Here is an 18,402-nt window from a genome sequence, read left to right on the forward strand (position 1 = left end):
CCGGGTTTTACACTTTAGCCAACATTGTCACGTTGTTGGCCGAGGTGTACCGTGAAAAATCAGAGCTCCGCCAGGGATGGCTACGACAGTTATCTGTGGTACCGGGAGGCCGCCCAGCGCGGCAACGCCTACGCTCAATTCAACCTCGGCCTGCTGTATAAAAAGGGCCGGGGCGTGGCGCGCGACCAGGCCCTGGCTTTCTACTGGATGAACAAGGCGGCCCGGCAAGGGCTGGCCTTCGCCCAGAACCATCTCGGCGCGATGTACTACAACGGACGCGGCGTGGCCGGCAACGACAAGGCCGCCGTGCGCTGGTTCCGCAGCGCCGCGCTGCAAGGCGACGCCTCGGCGCAGCAAAATCTCGGTCAGATGTATCACAAGGGACGCGGTGTGCCGCACAGCGACGAGATCGCGCTGTCGTGGTTTTACCGCGCCGCCGAACAAGGCCTGGCCAGCGCGCAGACGCTGCTGGGCCGGGCCTACGCGCACGGCCTCGGCGTGCGCCGCAACTTTCCCCTGGCGCTGGCGTGGTTCCGCAAGGCGGCGCTGCAGAACGATGCCGGCGCCCAGCTCAGTCTTGGACAGATGTACAAGCACGGCCATGGCGTGCCGCGCAGCGATGCGCAGGCGCTGGCCTGGTTCCGCCAGGCGGCGGCGCAGTGCGATCCGGTGGCGCAGCGGCTGGTCGGCGTCGCCTACGCCGAGGGGCTGGGCGTGGCAACCGACCTGCTGCGCGCCTACGCCTGGCTGTCGCGCGCCGCCGAGCAGGAGGACGCCGACGCCCAATTCAACCTCGGCATCATGCTGGCCAACGGCAAGGGCGTCGAGCGCGACGACGAGCTGGCCTTCAGCTGGTATCGCCGCGCGGCCGAGTCGGGCCACGTGCTGGCGCAGTACAACCTGGGCGGCATGTATGCGCGCGGGCGCGGCGTCGCGCGCGACGAGCGCAGCGCGCTGGAGTGGTACCGGCTGGCGGCGGAGCAGGGCGCGCCGAACGCGCAGTTCAATGTCGGCGTGATGTACGCCAACGGCCACGGCGTGCCCAAGGACGAGGCGCGCGCCGTGGCCTGGTATCGCAGCGCCGCCGAGCAGGGCGACGCCAGCGCGCAGAACAATCTCGGTGTGATGTACGCCAACGGCCACGGCGTGGCGCAGGACGATGCGCTGGCCGCCGAGTGGTATCGCAAGGCCGCCGCGCAGGGCCATGCCTTGGCGCGCAGCAACCTGGACGGCATGGTCCGCAGCGGCCGCCTGGCCTAGCCGGCGGCCGGGGTTGCGGCGGCCTGGCGGCGGTCGATGAACAGGCTGTTGCCGTGGATTTTCTTGGCTTGCTTCTTGGATTCCGCCGCCGCCGTCGCGATCTGGTGATGGGTGTAATACTGGCGCGGCTCGACACGGATCGCGCCGATCGACAAGCTCATCAGTGAATAAAACACTTTCCTGCCTTGCCGGTCCTCGCTGATATAGCCGCCGCGCTCGCGGTCGTCGATGCTGTAGAAATCCTGCACGTTCTGCTCGAACTCGGCCAGCACCGCCTGGCAGCGCGCCTCCCAATCCTCGCTCTGGAACAGCACCATGAAGTCGTCGCCGCCGATGTGGCCGACGAAGTCGCGGTCGCCGTCGCAATGGCCGGCCAGGATCTTGCCGGTCAGCTGGATCACGTCGTCGCCGCGCCGGTAGCCGTACACATCGTTGAACGGCTTGAAGTGGTCGAGGTCGAAATAGCAGACCCAGAAGCGCGTGCCGGACGCCAGCAGGCGGTCGATATGCTCGTCGATCGGGACGTTGCCCGGCAGCTGCGTCAACGGATTGGCGTAGCGCGCCGCGTTGATCTGCATCTGCGTGATCTCGCGCATCAGGTCGTGGCCGGTGCCCATGCCGAGGTAGCGGCCGTGCTCGGTGATGATGAAGCCGTTGAACAGGTGGTGTGCCGCGGCCTGCACCATGCGGAAGCTGAGGTCTTGCAGGCTGGTGTCCTTGTCGGCGATCAGCGGATTGCGGTCCATGAACTGCTTGCACGACTTTTTGCCGTACAGCTCGCGCTGATAGGGGCGGGCGAAGTGCTCGATCATGTCGAAGCGGTTGATCAGGCCCAGCGGCAGCTCGTCGTCGACCACCGGGATGATCATCAGCTTGGGCTCGCGCACGAAGATTTCGTAGACCTCGTTGTTGCTCATGTAGGACGGCACGGCCGCGACTTCGTTGAGCAGTTTGTACACGCTGACGGCATTGTTCTCGGCACCGCGCTGCGGGTAGACCGCGACGCCGTTGCGCGCCAGCGCCTTGACCACCTCGGCCGGCGCGGCGCGGGCCGGCGCCGGATGCGGGCGGCCGAGGTGGTAACCCTGGCCGAAAGCGACGCCGACGTCGCGCAGAACCAACAGCTCGGCTTGCGTTTCGATACCTTCGGCGATCACCAGCGTGTTGGATTTTTCCGCGATCTCCTGGATCGAGCGGACGAATTGCAGTTTCACCGGATCGTGGTTGATGCCCTGGATGAAGTGCATATCGATCTTGACATATTCCGGCCGCAATTCCGACCACAGGCGCAGGCTGGAGAAGCCTTCGCCGAGGTCGTCGATAGCGATCTGAAAGCCCATCTGGCGGTAATGCAGCACCGCTTCGCGCATCAGGTCGTAGTCGTAGGTCGGCTGGTTTTCGGTCAGTTCGATGATGACGCGTTCGGGGTTGATGCCGATGCGGTGGATGTGCTCCAGCGTCTCGCCGTGGCGGGCTTCGCGCTGCAGCAGGCACTCCGGGCTGACGTTCAGGAACAGCTTGCCCGGCAGTTGCAGCTCGGCGAAGCGTTCCAGCACCACCTTGCGGCACAGGTGCTCGACCTGCACCGTCAGGCCGTTGGCGCGCGCCACCTTGAACAGATTCATCGGCGCGTGCAGCGGACTGTCCGACGGGCCGCGGATCAGGCCCTCGTAGGCGACGATGTCGCCGCTGCGCATGTCGACGATGGGCTGGAACAGCGCACTCAACTGTGCACGAGAAATGATGTCGAGCAGATGCGCGCGCAGCACGGCGTCCTCGTCCTCTTCGCGAGGTTTGAGGTAGGTGACGGTGGCGCCGGCGGGCGCCTGAAGTGCTGGATTCACGATGTACGCTTTGCCAAAGTTCGGTTTAACTGTACGATCCTAATATTATTTTGTGACGGCATGATGAATTGTGGAAACAATTTTTGCCGTGCAGGCGCTACAATATCCTCTCCTTTTAGACCATCGTCAGGGTTTCCATGCACCGTTATGCCAGCCGCCACATCATCTTCAGCCTGTTGTCGCTGGCCGCCGCAAGTGCCGGTGCGACCGGCATCGCCGTGCAGGTGCAGGACGCGAACGGCAAGGTCTTGCCCGACACCGTCATCTACGTCGAACCGGAAGGTGGCGCGGCAGGCGGCAAGACGCCGGCCGCCGCCGAGATCGAGCAGAAGGGATTGAAGTTCATGCCGCTGGTGACGGTGGTGCAAACCGGCAGCAAGATCAACTTCCCCAACAATGACAAGGTGCGCCATCACATCTATTCATTTTCGCCGGCGCACAAGTTCGACCAGAAGCTGTATTCCGGGCAGTCGGCCGCACCGCAGGTGTTCGACAAGGCCGGCACGGTTGTACTCGGTTGTAATATCCATGACAAAATGCTGGCGTACGTGAAGGTGGTCGATACGCCGTACTTCGCCAAGACCGACGGCGCCGGCGCCGCCCGCATCGAGCTGCCGGCCGGCGGCAAGTACGTGGTCAAGGCGTGGCATTTCAACACCGTCGGCGGCGCGACGCCGGAACAGTCGCTGACGGTGAAGGCGGGCGACGCGCTGACCACCGCCGTGTTCAAGCTGCCGATGAAGCCGCCGTCGGCCGACGACGCGTCCACTAATCTTTAAGGGATAGCTCCAGCATGCGCATGCGCCTTCGTTTTCGCAGCCTCGAAAGCCGGATCGTCACGCTGTTCCTGGTGCTGATTGTCGCGGTGCAGGTGATCGGCCTGCTGGTGATCCAGCGCGGCATCGAAAACAATGCGCGGCTGTCGATCAGCGCCGAATTGAATAACGGCGGCAAGATCTTCCGCCGCCTGCTGGACCAGAACGCGCAGAGCCTGCGTTTCGGCGCCCGCCTGCTGGCGCGCGACACCGCGTTCCTGGCGGCGATCGGCAACAACGAAGAGGGCGACCGCGCCACCATCGAATCGGCGCTGGTCAACAGCGGCCGCCGCATCAAGGCTTCGCTGACGATGCTGATCAATTCGGAGCGCAAGATCAGCGTCTCGACCAATAACGCGCAGTCGGCCGGCCTGGAGAAGCTGGTGTCCAGCATGCTCGACGCCGCCGAGGCCGGGGACGGCGCCAACGGCGTCGCCATCGTCGACCACCGGCCGTACCAGATCGTGGTCATGCCGATCAAGGCGCCGATCACCATCGGCTGGATCGTGATGGCGTTCCCGATCGATCGCCAGCTGGCCACCGACATGCGCGAGATCAGCGCGCTGCACACCACGGTGCTGACCCGCGACCAGCAAGGCAAGTGGCTGTCGGCCGGCTCCACCTTCATCGGACCGTCGGCGCAGGCCGTGGTCGACCAGCTGCAAGCGCTGTCCGCCGCGCCCACCGGACCGTTCGATATGACGGTCGAGACCTCGCAATACAGCACCCGCCTGCTGTCGATCGGCGAGGACAACGGCCAGACCGCGAGCGTGCTGTTGTCGCGTTCGATCGACGAAGCCACCGCCGAATACCGGCGCCTGGAACGCTGGCTGATCGGTCTGACGCTGGCCGGCATCGTCATTTCGGCGCTGGCCATCGTGCTGACCGCGAAGCGCATCGCGCAGCCGATCAGCCAACTGGCCGACACCGCCAAGCGCCTGGAGCAGGGCGACTACAAGGGCCAGATCGACACCAGCCGCGAAGACGAGATCGGCGCGCTGGCGCAAGCCTTCGATGCGATGCGCGAAGGGATCGCCAAGCGCGAACAGGAAATCCGCCGTCTGGCGTACTGGGACACGCTGACCAACTTGCCGAACCGCGCGCAGTTCGTGCTGCTGCTGAACGACGCGCTGCTCGACGCCCGCAAGCGCGAGGAGGCGGTGTTCGTGCTGATGATGGACCTGGACCGCTTCAAGCACGTCAACGACGTCATGGGCCTGAGCTTCGGCGACGCGCTGCTGCGCCAGGTGGCGGGCCGCTTGCAGCTGCTGCTGGCCAACCGGCGCCAGTCGTCGGCGCAGGTGGCGCGCCTGGGCGGCGACGAATTCGCGGTGCTGCTGCCTGCCTCCGACGTCGAGGCGGCGCAGCGCATGGCGGCCGAGATCCTGCAGGCGCTGGAGACGCCGCTGTCGCTGGAGGACCAGATGGTCGACATCGGCGCCGGCCTCGGCATCGCCGGATATCCGGAACACGGCAGCGACGGCGAAGCGCTGTTGAGCATGGCCGAGGTGGCGATGTACGCCGCCAAGCAGCGCAACGACGGCGCCGTGGTGTATGACCCGGCGATGGACAAGTCGAGCGAGAAGAGCCTGTCGCTGCTGACGGAGCTGCGCAACGCCATCGAGCGCAACGAGTTCCGCCTGCATGTGCAGCCGAAGATCATGCTCGATACCGGCAAGGTGGTGGGCATGGAATCGCTGGTGCGCTGGGTGCACCCGGAGCGCGGCAATGTGTTCCCCGACGAATTCATTCCGTTCGCCGAGCAGACCGGCTTTATCCGCGTGCTGACGCGCTGGGTGATGGAGAGGTCGGCCGAGCTGTGTCACGAGCTGGCGAGCAAGGGCCATCATCTCAAGGTGTCGGTCAACCTGTCGACGCGCGATTTGCTGGACCAGGATCTGCCGGCCAAGTTCGCCGACCTGCTGGCGCGGCACAAGCTCAGTCCCGGCTCGTTCTGCCTCGAGATCACCGAGAGCGCCATCATGGACGACCCGGTGCGCGCGCAGACCACGCTGGAGCGCTTGAGCGCGATGGGCGTAGACCTGTCGATCGACGATTTCGGCACCGGCTATTCGTCGCTGGCCTACCTGAAGCGGTTGCCGGTGAATGAACTGAAGATCGACAAATCCTTCGTGCTCAACATGGAGAACGACGTGGGTGACAGCAAGATCGTACGCTCGACCATCGACCTGGGCCACAACATGGGCCTGCGCGTGGTGGCCGAGGGCATCGAGAGCGAGGCCGTGTGGCGGTTGCTGGCCAAGATGGGCTGCGACCAGGGGCAGGGCTACTTCATGAGCCGCCCGATTCCCGGCGACCAGCTGATCGGCTGGCTGGAGAAGTGGCAAGCCCCGATCGCCATCGCGGCGCCCGACGACATCGAAATCGCGGTCGATAGCTGAGTGATATGAGCAAAACAGACACCGTGATTAATACCGTTGAGCGATTCTCAATAGGAATTGACCAGAATTCTGGGCAGTATTATTTTTCCATTCCTGTATCGAATCGACTCATTGATTATGAGGAGTACTACGAGGTCACGGAGTTGGAATATCAAAATCTGGTATCCGACTCTGCCCTCGCAAGTCGTTTTGCTGCCGACTGCAGAGCGCACCGCGCGGATGCTCGCTTGATGACTAAACCGGGGACGGATAGAGGGGTATAAGGGCTACGACTGATGAAAGTGAGAAAGCGCGTAAATTTGTAAAATTATCTCGTGTATCCTGTTGATTTTTGGAATCAAAGGATCGCAAATGCGACTTATTCGAATTGCTGCTACTGTATTCTTTTGTATCTTCACCCTAGTCTTAAACGGCTGTGCAACCCCAAATAAGCTATCCATATACGAATCATCTGCGCAAGGCAGCATAACTGAACAACAGATGCCGACGCCGTCTGAAGACACCACGCCGCTCGTGGAGGTTCGCTGGCAGGATCGTAGCACCGACACACTCATGGTTTTTGCTGGCAATGGAAAATGGTTAGCGATTAGCGAACTATGTTATCGATATACAAAAGAAAAGAACATCGAACAGGCTACGATATGGTGCGACAAGGCAGGCACTAAAGATGTGAAAATATATGATTACGATCCGTCCCCGGTTCCTAAGCATGAATTTCTATACAGAATAGAAACCGGTGCGCTGAGCGAGAATTTCTTCCGGTTCGATCCATCCAAGATGCGCAGAGTGAAGGTTAAGCTTAGCAATTCACGGTCTGATCAGCATTGGGGGGCTTTGTTATCCTTATGTCTTGATGGACCAGCATCAATTGATACGGCGTGTCTGTCGGTAACCAGTTACGGTGACAACAATGATAAGCTGATATTCAAAACTTACCGGTATAAGGTAAACAAAAAGTATGCTATTCAAGAGATGCCCACTACCCATAAAATGGGAGATGCCATTGAGCTAGCTATCTATTTGGATGATAAAAAACTGCATTTTATCATCAACGGAAAGGATGATATGGCGCAGGACATCGCCTTCCCCGTGGAGGCGCTTAGCTTGTATTGCACCACAGCGGATTGTGCTTATGAATTTTTTCATGCGCCGAAACTTTGAATTTTTTTTGAAAGTCTCCGTCCGCGTATTTCGAGAAGAAAGTGGTATTTGCATGGGAGCGGTTATGGCCCTTTTAACTTCGGGTGTAAAGCAGTGCGAGCTAAGTCGAAAAGTGGTTAATGTTCTGTAATTAAGCGACAGTCCGCTTTGGGGAATTCTGTATGGCCGTGGCAAAGTATGGTTCTTTAGTATGAGCACGATGCTATCGTATTCACTATCGACCAGTACGTGGTCGAAATATTTTTCGAAAGCGTGTCGATTTGGTGTGCCGCCATCCGTCGTAGGGATGAAGCACCGATTGCCCATTCCACCTCAACCAAGGAACAGCCATGAAAAAACACATCATCCTCAACTTGCCGGTGAAGGACCTGAGCAAGTCCAAAGCCTTCTTTTCCGCGCTCGGCTTTACTTTCAGCGACCGGTTCAGCGGCGACAACGCGGCATTCATGAACATCGCCGGCGATACCATCCAGGCCATGCTGACAACCGAGACCTTTTTCGCGTCCCTGATCGACAAGCCCGTCGCGCAGGCGAAGGAGGCCAATGAACTGGTCATCTGCCTGAGTTGCGACAGCAAGGAGGAAGTCGACACCATCATCGCCAAGGCCGTCGCCGCCGGCGGCCGCACGCCGCACCCGCCGGAGGATCATGGCTTCATGTATGACCAGGGTTTTGAGGACATTGATGGTCACCTGTGGAACCTGGTCTGGACGGCGCCGGAGGCCTGAGCATCAGCAGCGTGCCCGCCGCGAGGAACACGACGATGGCGGCCGCCGCATAGGGCGCGCCGGCGAATAATCCGTACAGCCACGCGCTGGCCAAGGGACCGAACATGCGCGCGATGGATTGCTGCGCCTGATTCGCTCCCTGCACTTCGCCCTGGCGGCCGACCGGCGCCGCGTCCGCGATCAAGGCGCTGACCGATGGCTGGAACAGGCCATCGCCGAAAGTAAACATCGCAATCCCGCAGACCAGCAGCGGCAGCACGGGGAAAATCGCGAGCAGCGCCAGAAGCACCAGCCCCAGGCCATTAATCAGCAGTCCCGAACCGGCTACGCGCCGTTCGCCGAAGCGCGGCAGCAGCCGTGTCGCGACCAATCCCTGGCTGACGATATCCATCACGCCGATGCCGGCCAGCACCAGTCCAATGGCGGCGGGGTTGAAGGACAGCCGCTCCTTCAGCAGCACCGCCAGATTGGATTGCAGCACCACGCTGCCGAAAGCAAAACAGAACACCACCGCGAACAGCAGCCGCAAACGCCGGTCGCGCAGCGCCGCGCCGAGCTGGCCGATGGCGTTGAACTGGCCCCAACGCAGGCCGCCGCTGCGGCTTTCGGCCGAATGGCTCTCAGGCAGATGCAGATAAACCAGCAAGGCATTCAGCAGCGCCAAGCCGGCCGCGCCATACAGCGGCGCGGCCAGCGACATCTGTCCGAGCAGGCCGCCGAGGACAGGCCCCAGCATGAATCCCAGGCCGCCGGCGACACCGAGCATGCCGAACGCCGGCCCGCGCTCCGCCGGCGCATGGGTATCGGCGACATAAGCGTAGAGGGCCGAGATGCTGCCCGCCGTCAGACCTTCCAGCACGCGGCCAAGCACCAGCACCCACAGCGCGCCGCCGACGCCGAACACCGCGAAGCCGAGCGCCGATCCGCATAACGACAGCAATAACACCGGGCGCCGGCCGAAACGGTCGCTCATCGCCCCGAGCACCGGCGCCGCGACGAAGGAACACAGCGCGTAGACAGCCAGGATCGCCGACATCCAGAACGCGACATCGGGCGCGGCGACATAGCGCCCCACCGAAAACGGCAGCACCGGAATAATCAGCGTAAAGCCGGCGAAATTGAGGAAAACGGAAATGAAGAGAACGCGTATGCGTCGCATGAACTACTCCTTTGTCGTTGTCCGACCGGAGCGGTTCATCGGTTGAGAACCACACGGACGAACAATGGACGCTAAACAGCATCCGAAGTTCGTCGAGGGGACTCATGCAAGAAGCAAGGAACAGAACTTTCGTTTCCGAAAGGATTTGGGCTTACCTATGACCAAATCTGCCTTTTCCGACCGAAGTATTATTTCATAGTTGAGCGATATCTGGCAACAACTGCGGCGCCGGTGCCGCTCATGCCTGCTATTTTTTCTCGTCGCTGAAGTTGTAGCCCGTCACCCGCCACTCACCGTCCGCCTCATGGATGGCGGTGATGGTTTCATACACAGTCGGTTTTTTGGTATAGACCGAGACATACTCGAACGACACCGATACGTTTTTTCCGGTCGAGGCCTGCTTGATGTTCGCGGATTTGAACGCGCGCGACTTGAGATCACCCAACGCCAGATGCTTCCCATTGCCGACCACCGACCAGGTAAATTTTGACATGTCTTTCCGCAGTCCCTCGGAGCTGTTGTCCCAGGCCGTCGCGAAATCTTCGGTGTCCATCAATTTCAGCCAATGCTCAGTCGCAGCGCGCGCATTCGCGACATCTTTGTCTCCCTGGGCGTATGCCAGGGAGCCAGTCAACAAGAATACGGCCAGGATGGCCGAAGTCAGTAATTTCATCAGGAATCTCCGGGCGTTTAACGTGAACGGATAGTAAAGCACATCATCCTATCGGGTCACGATCTTGCGATGGAATGCAAAATATGACGCCTGGACCGGAAAATAGGCGCTTTACCCCAGCACGAACAAGATATTGCGTTGAACGCCTTCTAACATTTCATATTTATTACAAAGCAAGTTATGATTTACGGTCGGCGGCGCCACAGCGCGGTCCGCCGCTTCCGAATACTCATCAACGATACGGACTCTCGCATGAAGCAATTGAAACGCGCGGCCCTGGCCGCCGCCGTACTGATGGCGCACGGCGCCATGGCGCAAACCTGCACCGTCGCCGGCGCCGGCCTGACCTATCCGGTCACCCGCACCGTCGATCAGACCGACGATTATCATGGCGTGAAGGTGGCCGATCCGTATCGCTGGCTGGAAGACGCCAACAGCGCCGAAACCGGCGACTGGGTGCAGGCACAGAACAAGCTGACACAATCGTATCTGTCGCAGATCCCCGGCCGCGACGCGATCAGGGCGCGCCTCACCAAATTGTGGAACTACGAGCGTTTCAGCGTGCCGTTCAAGGAAGGCGGCCGCTATTTCTACAGCCGTAACGACGGCCTGCAAAACCAGGCGGTCCTGTACACGATGAAGACGCTGGCCGACGTGCCGCGCCTGCTGCTCGACCCGAACACGCTGGCCGCCGACGGCACGGTGGCGCTGGCCGGCCTCGCCGTCAGCCCGAACGGCAAGTTCCTCGCCTACAGCACCGCCGCCTCCGGCTCCGACTGGAACGAGATCAAGGTGCGCGACATCGAGAGCGGCAAGGACACCACCGATCTGGTGAAGTGGGTCAAGTTCTCCAACACCGCCTGGCTGCACGACGGCTCCGGATTCTTTTACAGCCGCTACGACGAGCCGGAGGAAGCGACCAAGCTGGCCGGCGTCAACTACTTCCAGAAGCTGTACTTCCACAAGCTCGGCACGCCGCAAAGCGCCGACGCGCTGGTCTACGACCGACCAGACCACAAGGACTGGGGCTTCGGCGCCGAGGTGACCGAGGATGGCCGCTTCCTGATCATCACCGGCTCGCAAGGCACGGAGAACAAGAACCGCATCTTCTACAAGGACCTGAGCAACAAGAACGCCAAGGTGGTCGGCCTGCTGGAGGACTTCGACGCGGCCTATAACTTCATCGGCAACGACGGTCCGGTGTTCTGGTTCCGCACCGAGCGCAACGCGCCGCGCGGCCGCATCATCAGCATCGATACGCGCAAGCCGGCGGTGCTGAACTGGAAGCAGATCGTGCCGGAAGGCGGCGACACGATGGTGTCGGCGTCGATGGTCAACAACCAGCTGCTGGTGGACTACCTGAGCGACGCGCATAGCCTGGTCAAGGTGTACGACCTGAAAGGCAAGCCGCTGCATGATATCGAACTGCCCGGCCTGGGCACCGCTGGCGGCTTCAGCGGCAAGCGTTCGGACGGCGAGACCTTTTACTCGTACACCAGCTTCACCGCGCCGACCACCATCTATCGCTACGACCTGAAGGCCAACAAGAGCAGCGTGTACCGCCAGCCCAACGTGGACTTCGACGCCGGCAAGTTCGAAACCCGCCAGCAGTTCTTCACTTCGCGCGACGGCACCAAGGTGCCGATGTTCATCGTCGCGAAAAAGGGCCTGAAGCTGGACGGCGGCAATCCGACCTATTTATACGGCTACGGCGGTTTCAATATTTCGCTGACGCCGACCTTCTCGGTGGCCAATCTGGCGTGGCTGGAAATGGGCGGCGTCTACGTGATGGCCAACCTGCGCGGCGGCGGCGAATACGGCGAATCGTGGCATGAATCCGGCACCAAGCTGCAGAAGCAGAACGTGTTCGACGACTTCATCGGCGCGGCCGAATGGCTGATCGCGAACAAGGTGACGTCGCCGGCCAGGTTGTCCATCGGCGGCGGCAGCAACGGCGGCCTGCTGGTCGGCGCGGCGATGACGCAGCGTCCGGAATTGTTCGCGGCCGCGATTCCGCAGGTGGGCGTGATGGACATGCTGCGCTTCCATAAATTTACCATCGGCTGGGCCTGGACCTCGGACTACGGTTCGTCCGACAACGCCGACGAATTCAAGGCGCTGGTCAAGTATTCGCCGCTGCACAACCTGAAGAAGGGCGTGTGCTACCCGGCCACCATGATCACCACCGCCGACCATGATGACCGCGTGGTGCCGGCGCACAGCTTCAAGTTCGCCGCGACCGCGCAGGCCGACCAGGCGCAAGGCGGCGCGCCGATCCTGATCCGCATCGACAGCAAGGCCGGGCACGGCGCCGGCAAGCCGACCACCAAGCAGATCGAGGAGGTCGCGGACCGCTGGGGCTTCCTGGCGCGGGCGCTGAAGATGGACGATGGCGCCGAGGCGGCAAAGACGGCGGGCCAGCAATGATGCGCCCTCCAATCGCCGTATCGCTGCCACGCGCGCCGGCCGACTCCGCGCCGCTGTCGCGTACGCCGGCGAGCCGCGCGCCGCTGTTGTTCGCCCGGACTGGCCCTGCGCCGCTGCTGCTGGCCCTCATGCTGTCCGGCGCGGTGCCTCTGGCGATGGCCGCCGACGCCGCCGGCGCCGCAGCGGCGTCGGGCGGTGCTTCCGCCGCGGCCACCGCCAAGAAGATCGCGGACGTGACGCGCGGTCTGCAATCGCAGCCCGGCTTCATCGACGTCTGGCGCGACGCCGACAAAGGCCGTGTGCTGCTGTCGGTCGCCGCGCTGGAGCAGCCGTTCCTGCTGGTCAGCTCCCTGCCGTACGCCTTGGGCTCCAACGATATCGGCCTCGATCGGGGCCAGCCCGGCGAGATGCGCATGGTCCATTTCGAAAAGCGCGGCGGCAAATTATTCCTGGTGCAGGAGAACACCGCCTTCATCGCCGCCTCGGCGGACAAGGACGAACGCGCCGCCGTCAAGGAATCGTTCGCCAGCTCGGTGCTGTGGTCCGGCGACATCCTCGCCAGCGACAACGAGCGCCACCTGGTGGACTTCTCCAGCTTCCTGCTGGCCGACCGCCACGGCGTGAGCGCCAGCCTGGCCGCCGCCAAGCAGGGCGGCTACGCGGTCGACCCTGCGCGCAGCGCGGTGCTGGCCGAAGAAGCCAAGGCCTTCCCCGACAACGTCGAACTGGAAGCGCTGCTGACCTTCGCCGGCCCCGGCCAGGCCGATTACGTGCGCAAGGTCGCGCCGGACGCCGCCAGCCTGTCGCTGCGCCAGCGCATCAGCTTGGTGCGGCTGCCGCAGATCGCGGAGCAGGGCGGATGGCGACCGCGCAGCTACCATCCGTATTCCGGCGGCTTCGATGTCAGCTACTACGACTTCGCCACCCCGCTCGCCAGCAGCATCGACGTGCACTGGCAGGTGCGCCACCGCCTGGAGAAGACCGACCCGGCGGCCGCCGTCAGCACGGTCAAGAAGCCGATCGTGTACTACGTCGACCGTGGCGCGCCGGAGCCGGTGCGCTCGGCGCTGATCGCCGGCGCGTCGTGGTGGGCCAGCGCCTTCGAAAAAGCCGGCTTCAAGGACGCCTACCGCGTCGAGCTGCTGCCTGAAGGCGTCGACGCGATGGACATCCGCTACAACGTGATCCACTGGGTGCACCGCGCCACGCGCGGCTGGTCGTACGGGAACGCGCTGGCCGACCCGCGCACCGGCCAGATCCTGCGCGGCGCCGTCACGCTGGGATCGCAGCGGGTGCGGCAGGACATCCTGATCGCCGAAGCGCTGCTCGCCCCGTACGGCAAAGGCGCGCCGGCCGACAAACAGAAGATGGCCGAAGAAATGGCGCTGGCCCGCCTGCGCCAGCTGGCCGCGCACGAAGTCGGCCACACGCTGGGCTTCGCGCACAACTTCGCCGCCAGCCGCATGGGCAATGGCTCGGTGATGGATTATCCGCACCCGATCCTGAAGCTGAACGGCAAGGGCGAAGTCGACTTGGCCGATGCCTACGGCGTCGGCGTCGGGCCGTGGGACGACTACATCGTCAAATACATCTACGGCGATTTCGGCGCCGGCGCGCAGGAGCAGGCGGCGTTGACCAAGCTGCGCGCCGATGCGCGCGGCGCGGGCATGCTGTATTCCAGCGACCAGGACGACCGGGCGCCCGGCGCCAGCCATCCCGACGGCCTGTTGTGGGACTTCGGCCCGGACTCGATCAAGACCTGGGACCAGCTGGGCGCCGTGCGCCAACGCGCGCTGCAAACCTTCTCGCCGGACGTGCTGCCGGACGCGCGCCAGATCGGCGAGCTGGAAGCGCGGCTGGTGCCGGTCTATCTGCTGCAACGCTATCAGGGCGAAGCGCTGGCGCGCCTGATCGGCGGCGGCGATTTCGACTACACCAGCGCTGGCGACGTCAAGGCCGGCATCGTCAAGGCCGGCATCAAGGCCACGCCGGCGGCGGTGCAGCGCCAGGCCTTGAGCCGTCTGGCCGACAGCCTGCGCGCCGAATACCTGGCGCTGCCGGCCAACGTGCTGGATATTCTGACGCCGCCGGCCATGAGCCATGAGCGCAGCCGCGAATACTTCGCCACCCACATGGATTCGGTGTTCGACGCCTTCTCGATCGCCGAAGCGGGCGCCGCGCAGACCGCCGGCTTCCTGCTGGACGCCGGCCGCGTCAACCGTCTGTCATGGCAGCACGCGCGCGACGCTCAGCAGCCGGGCGTGCAGGAAGTGATCTCGCTGCTGTTGCAGAAGACGTGGCAGCGCGAGCCGGTGCCGACGTCGGTTATCGGCGGCGAGGCGGTGCAGCTCGCAGCCAACTGGGTGCTGGCCGACGGCCTGCTCAACCTGCTCGACGGCGGCAAGCTGCATTCGCAAGTGGCGGCCGAAGTGCGGCAATCGGCGCGCGAACTGGTGCAGTGGCTGCAAAAGAATCCGGGCAAGGGCGTGACCGCCAACAGCCGCAAGCAGGCCGCCGAGCATATCGCCGCCTACCTGGCCGATCCGCGCAGCGTCAAATTGCGGGCCGCGCCGCCAATTCCGCCGGGAGCGCCGATCTGAGCGCTGCACCAAAATAATGCCTTGCAACAGTGCGCACCGGGCCGGTGCGTGCTGGCGCACTATTTGAAAACTCATTGAAATCAGTCACTTAAAATTTGCACCAAATTGGAACGATTATTGCTTTTAGGGATATTCGTTTTTAATTTTTGCATTATTTTGGGGAGTGATTTCGATGGGTGAACACAAAGACGGCGCCGACGCACTATTCATTTTGCTCGGCGCCATCATGATCCTGGCCATGCACGCGGGTTTCGCGTTCCTGGAGCTCGGGACTGTGCGCAAGAAAAACCAGGTCAATGCGCTGGTCAAGATCCTGGTGGACTTCGCGGTATCGACCATCGCCTATTTCTTCGTCGGTTACAGCATCGCCTATGGCGTCAATTTCTTCGCTTCGGCCGACCTGCTGGCGGCCAGGAACGGCTATGAGCTGGTCAAATTTTTCTTCCTGCTGACCTTTGCCGCCGCCATCCCCGCGATTATCTCGGGCGGCATCGCCGAGCGGGCGCGCTTCCATCCTCAATTGATAGCGACCGCCTTGCTGGTCGGCCTGGTCTATCCCTTTTTCGAGGGGATCGTCTGGAACAACCGCTTCGGCGTGCAGGAATGGCTGGCGCAGGCTTTCGGCGCCGGCTTCCACGACTTCGCCGGATCGGTGGTGGTCCACGCGGTCGGCGGATGGATCGCGCTGCCCGCCGTGCTGCTGCTGGGCGCGCGTCGCGGACGCTACATGAAGAACGGCGCCATCGCCGCCCATCCGCCGTCGTCGATTCCGTTCCTGGCGCTGGGCGCCTGGATCCTGACCGTGGGCTGGTTCGGCTTCAACGTGATGAGCGCGCAGTCGTTGGACAAGATGAACGGCCTGGTCGCCGTGAATTCGCTGATGGCAATGGTGGGCGGCACACTGGTGGCGCTGCTGATGGGGAAGAATGATCCGGGCTTCGCCTACAACGGCCCGCTGGCCGGACTGGTGGCGGTATGCGCCGGCTCCGATCTGATGCATCCATTGGGCGCGCTGGTCACCGGCGGCATCGCCGGCGCCATCTTCGTCTGGATGTTCACGCTGGCGCAAAACAAATGGAAGATCGACGACGTGCTGGGCGTCTGGCCGCTGCACGGCCTGTGCGGCGCATGGGGCGGCATCGCGGCGGGCATCTTCGGGCATAAGGAGTTGGGTGGCGTCGGCGGCGTCTCGCTGCTGGCGCAACTGGCTGGCACCGCGCTGGGCGTGACGATCGCGCTGGCCGGCGGCTACGCCATCTACGGCGCGCTGAAGGCCACGCTGGGCCTGCGGCTTGATCCGGAGGAGGAATTCCAGGGCGCCGACCTGTCGATCCACCGCATCAGCTCCACGCCGGAGCGCGAAGCCAACTGGTGATCAGCGGTGGATCACCACCAGCAGCGCCTTCGCCTCGGTCTTGCCGACGTTGCGGATGATGTGCTGCTGGTCTCCCGGGTAGCGCGCGGTGCTGCCCAGTTTGATTTTCTTCTTGTCCGCTCCAACCTCCACCTCCACCGAGCCGTGGAGCAGCGTCAAATGTTCCTGCGCGCCGGGATCGTGGCCCTGCGACGCCAGTTCGCCGCCGGGCGCCAGCGTCAGTTCATACCATTCATACTTGCTGGCCAGTTCCAGCGGCCCCAGGATGCGCAACACATAGCCGGCGTGATGGCCGGGCAGGGTGGGGATCTCGTGCGCTTCGATCACGCGCACGGTCTCGGTCTCGCGCTGCGCCGTGGCCAGCAGTTCGCCGATCGGCACCCCCAGCGCATTGGCCAGGCGCCAGGTGATGGCGATGGTCGGATTGGCTTTCTCACGCTCGATCTGCGACAGCATCGACTTCGATACCCCGGCGATACGCGATAAATCCTCCAGCGTCAGGCCTCTGGCAAGGCGCAGCCGTTGCAGGGCGGCGCCGACTTCCGGAGGAGCATTCGTCGAAACGGTTGTTTTCATTGTTTTATTCGGCAGATGGACTAAATTTCAAAGGAATCATTGCGCTCGCGCGTCTTGCGAAGTTCACTGCTTCTCTGTAATATTCGATATATTGAATTTGAGTTCGAAATAACGGATTTCTTCTAACGCGGTGAAATCGTACCATAGACAAGGATCATCATGAGCATCCCGGCAAAAAACACTTTCTTCAGCGGCCTGCAGCAGAACCTGGACCAATTGCGCGAACAGGGCCTGTACAAGCCTGAACGCGTCCTGGCCTCGCGCCAGGGTTCGGAAGTGCAGAGCGAGGATGGCCGAATGCTGATCAATATGTGCGCCAACAATTACCTCGGCCTGTCGGGCCAGGAATGGGTGGCGCAGGCGTCCATCGCGGCCACCGAGAAATACGGCTATGGTCTGTCGTCGGTGCGCTTCATCTGCGGCACCCAGACCGTGCACAAGCAGCTGGAGCAGGCGATCTCCACGTTCCTTGGTACCGAAGACACCATCCTGTACGCGGCCGCCTTCGACGCCAATGGCGGCGTGTTCGAGCCGCTGTTCGACGAGAACGACGCCATCATCTCCGATGCGTTGAACCACGCCTCGATCATCGACGGCATCCGCCTGTGCAAGGCAGCGCGCTTCCGCTACGCCCACAACGACATGGCCGACCTGGAAGCGCAGCTGATCGCGGCCGCCGACAAGCGCCACAAGGTCATCGTCACCGACGGCGTGTTCTCGATGGACGGCACCATCGCCCAGCTGGACAAGATCTGCGACCTGGCCGACAAGTACGGCGCGCTGGTGATGATCGACGAGTGCCACGCCTCCGGCTTCATGGGCAAGACCGGCCGCGGCACGCACGAGCACCACAACGTCATGGGCCGCATCGACATCATCACCGGCACGCTGGGCAAGGCCCTGGGCGGCGCGATGGGCGGTTTCACCTCGGCGCGCAAGGAAGTGATCGACATGCTGCGCCAGAAATCGCGTCCCTACCTGTTCTCGAACACGCTGTCGCCGTCGATTGCCGGCGCCTCGCTGGCGGTGCTGGAGCGCCTGTCGCAATCGACCGAGCTGCGCGACCGCCTGCACGAAAACACCGCTTACTTCCGCAAGGAGATCGAGCGTATCGGCTTCACCATCAAGCCGGGTACGCACCCTGTTGTTCCCGTCATGTTGTTCGACGCGCCCGTCGCGCAGAAATTCGCGGCACGAATGTATGAGCTGGGCGTTCTGCTCAGCGGCTTCTTCTACCCGGTGGTCCCGATGGGCCAGGCGCGCGTCCGTGTTCAACTCTCCGCCGCGCATAGCCGCGAGCAGTTGGACACCGTGCTGAAAGCATTCGAACAGGCCGGCAATGAGCTTGGCCTGCTCAGCAAATAACATGAAAATCGTCAGGA

General features: G+C 62.7%; 13 protein-coding genes. 9 read left to right on the forward strand and 4 right to left on the reverse strand.

Translation table 11 applies throughout. From position 1 onward, the window contains the following. The first annotated feature begins 51 nt into the window (after nucleotides 1-51). A complete protein-coding gene (locus GW587_RS31745; RefSeq protein ID WP_166102508.1) occupies nucleotides 52-1,260 on the forward strand; it encodes a tetratricopeptide repeat protein in 1,209 nt (402 codons plus the stop codon). Here the strand turns inward: GW587_RS31745 and GW587_RS11345 are convergent. Beyond that, nucleotides 1,257-3,026, reverse strand: a complete 1,770-nt coding sequence (locus GW587_RS11345) for a GGDEF domain-containing protein (protein ID WP_207393456.1) — start codon at nucleotides 3,024-3,026, stop codon at nucleotides 1,257-1,259. The genes GW587_RS31745 and GW587_RS11345 overlap by 4 nt on opposite strands. Nucleotides 3,027-3,241: 215 nt before the next feature. Here GW587_RS11345 and GW587_RS11350 point away from each other — a divergent pair, with 215 nt between their 5' ends. The 4 genes from GW587_RS11350 (at nucleotide 3,242) to GW587_RS11365 (ending at nucleotide 8,210) form a co-directional block, all read left to right on the forward strand. Next, the gene (locus tag GW587_RS11350) at nucleotides 3,242-3,883 is read left to right on the forward strand and encodes a methylamine utilization protein (RefSeq protein ID WP_166102510.1); all 642 of its coding nucleotides are present in this window, start codon (nucleotides 3,242-3,244) and stop codon (nucleotides 3,881-3,883) included. Between the two features lie 20 nt (nucleotides 3,884-3,903). Next, nucleotides 3,904-6,321, forward strand: a complete 2,418-nt coding sequence (locus tag GW587_RS11355) for a putative bifunctional diguanylate cyclase/phosphodiesterase (RefSeq protein WP_166102512.1) — start codon at nucleotides 3,904-3,906, stop codon at nucleotides 6,319-6,321. 351 nt (nucleotides 6,322-6,672) lie between these two features. Continuing rightward, a complete protein-coding gene (locus GW587_RS11360; RefSeq protein ID WP_166102515.1) occupies nucleotides 6,673-7,482 on the forward strand; it encodes a hypothetical protein in 810 nt (269 codons plus the stop codon). Between the two features lie 329 nt (nucleotides 7,483-7,811). After that, entirely contained in the window at nucleotides 7,812-8,210 is a 399-nt protein-coding gene (locus tag GW587_RS11365; protein ID WP_166102517.1) for a VOC family protein, read from the forward strand. Here the strand turns inward: GW587_RS11365 and GW587_RS11370 are convergent. Continuing rightward, complete coding sequence (locus GW587_RS11370) at nucleotides 8,137-9,369, reverse strand: MFS transporter (protein WP_166102520.1); 1,233 nt, start codon at nucleotides 9,367-9,369, stop codon at nucleotides 8,137-8,139. The two genes, GW587_RS11365 and GW587_RS11370, sit on opposite strands and share 74 nt — an antisense overlap. Before the next feature lie 247 nt (nucleotides 9,370-9,616). After that, nucleotides 9,617-10,042 carry a DUF4019 domain-containing protein gene (locus GW587_RS11375; RefSeq protein ID WP_166102523.1) on the reverse strand — a complete coding sequence of 142 codons (426 nt, stop codon included), beginning with the start codon at nucleotides 10,040-10,042 and terminating at the stop codon, nucleotides 9,617-9,619. 252 nt (nucleotides 10,043-10,294) lie between these two features. On the opposite strand from GW587_RS11375, the gene GW587_RS11380 reads away from it, so the two are divergent. The 3 genes from GW587_RS11380 (at nucleotide 10,295) to GW587_RS11390 (ending at nucleotide 16,444) form a co-directional block, all read left to right on the forward strand. After that, complete coding sequence (locus GW587_RS11380; RefSeq protein ID WP_207393437.1) at nucleotides 10,295-12,469, forward strand: prolyl oligopeptidase family serine peptidase; 2,175 nt, start codon at nucleotides 10,295-10,297, stop codon at nucleotides 12,467-12,469. Further along, nucleotides 12,466-15,069 carry a zinc-dependent metalloprotease gene (locus tag GW587_RS11385; protein WP_229259392.1) on the forward strand — a complete coding sequence of 868 codons (2,604 nt, stop codon included), beginning with the start codon at nucleotides 12,466-12,468 and terminating at the stop codon, nucleotides 15,067-15,069. Before GW587_RS11380 ends, GW587_RS11385 begins: the two co-directional genes overlap by 4 nt. A 172-nt stretch (nucleotides 15,070-15,241) precedes the next feature. Beyond that, nucleotides 15,242-16,444 (forward strand): ammonium transporter, encoded by a 1,203-nt coding sequence (locus GW587_RS11390; RefSeq protein ID WP_166102526.1) that lies wholly within the window; start codon nucleotides 15,242-15,244, stop codon nucleotides 16,442-16,444. Here GW587_RS11390 and GW587_RS11395 read toward each other — a convergent pair whose 3' ends face one another. Continuing rightward, nucleotides 16,445-17,020 carry a helix-turn-helix domain-containing protein gene (locus GW587_RS11395; protein WP_166102528.1) on the reverse strand — a complete coding sequence of 192 codons (576 nt, stop codon included), beginning with the start codon at nucleotides 17,018-17,020 and terminating at the stop codon, nucleotides 16,445-16,447. It abuts the gene before it with no gap. Between the two features lie 159 nt (nucleotides 17,021-17,179). On the opposite strand from GW587_RS11395, the gene kbl reads away from it, so the two are divergent. Beyond that, entirely contained in the window at nucleotides 17,180-18,385 is a 1,206-nt protein-coding gene (gene kbl, locus GW587_RS11400; protein ID WP_166102531.1) for a glycine C-acetyltransferase, read from the forward strand. Nucleotides 18,386-18,402 lie beyond the last annotated feature (17 nt).

This window comes from Duganella aceris (genome assembly GCF_011090165.1).
GTDB classification, from domain to species: Bacteria; Pseudomonadota; Gammaproteobacteria; order Burkholderiales; family Burkholderiaceae_D; genus Rugamonas; species Rugamonas aceris.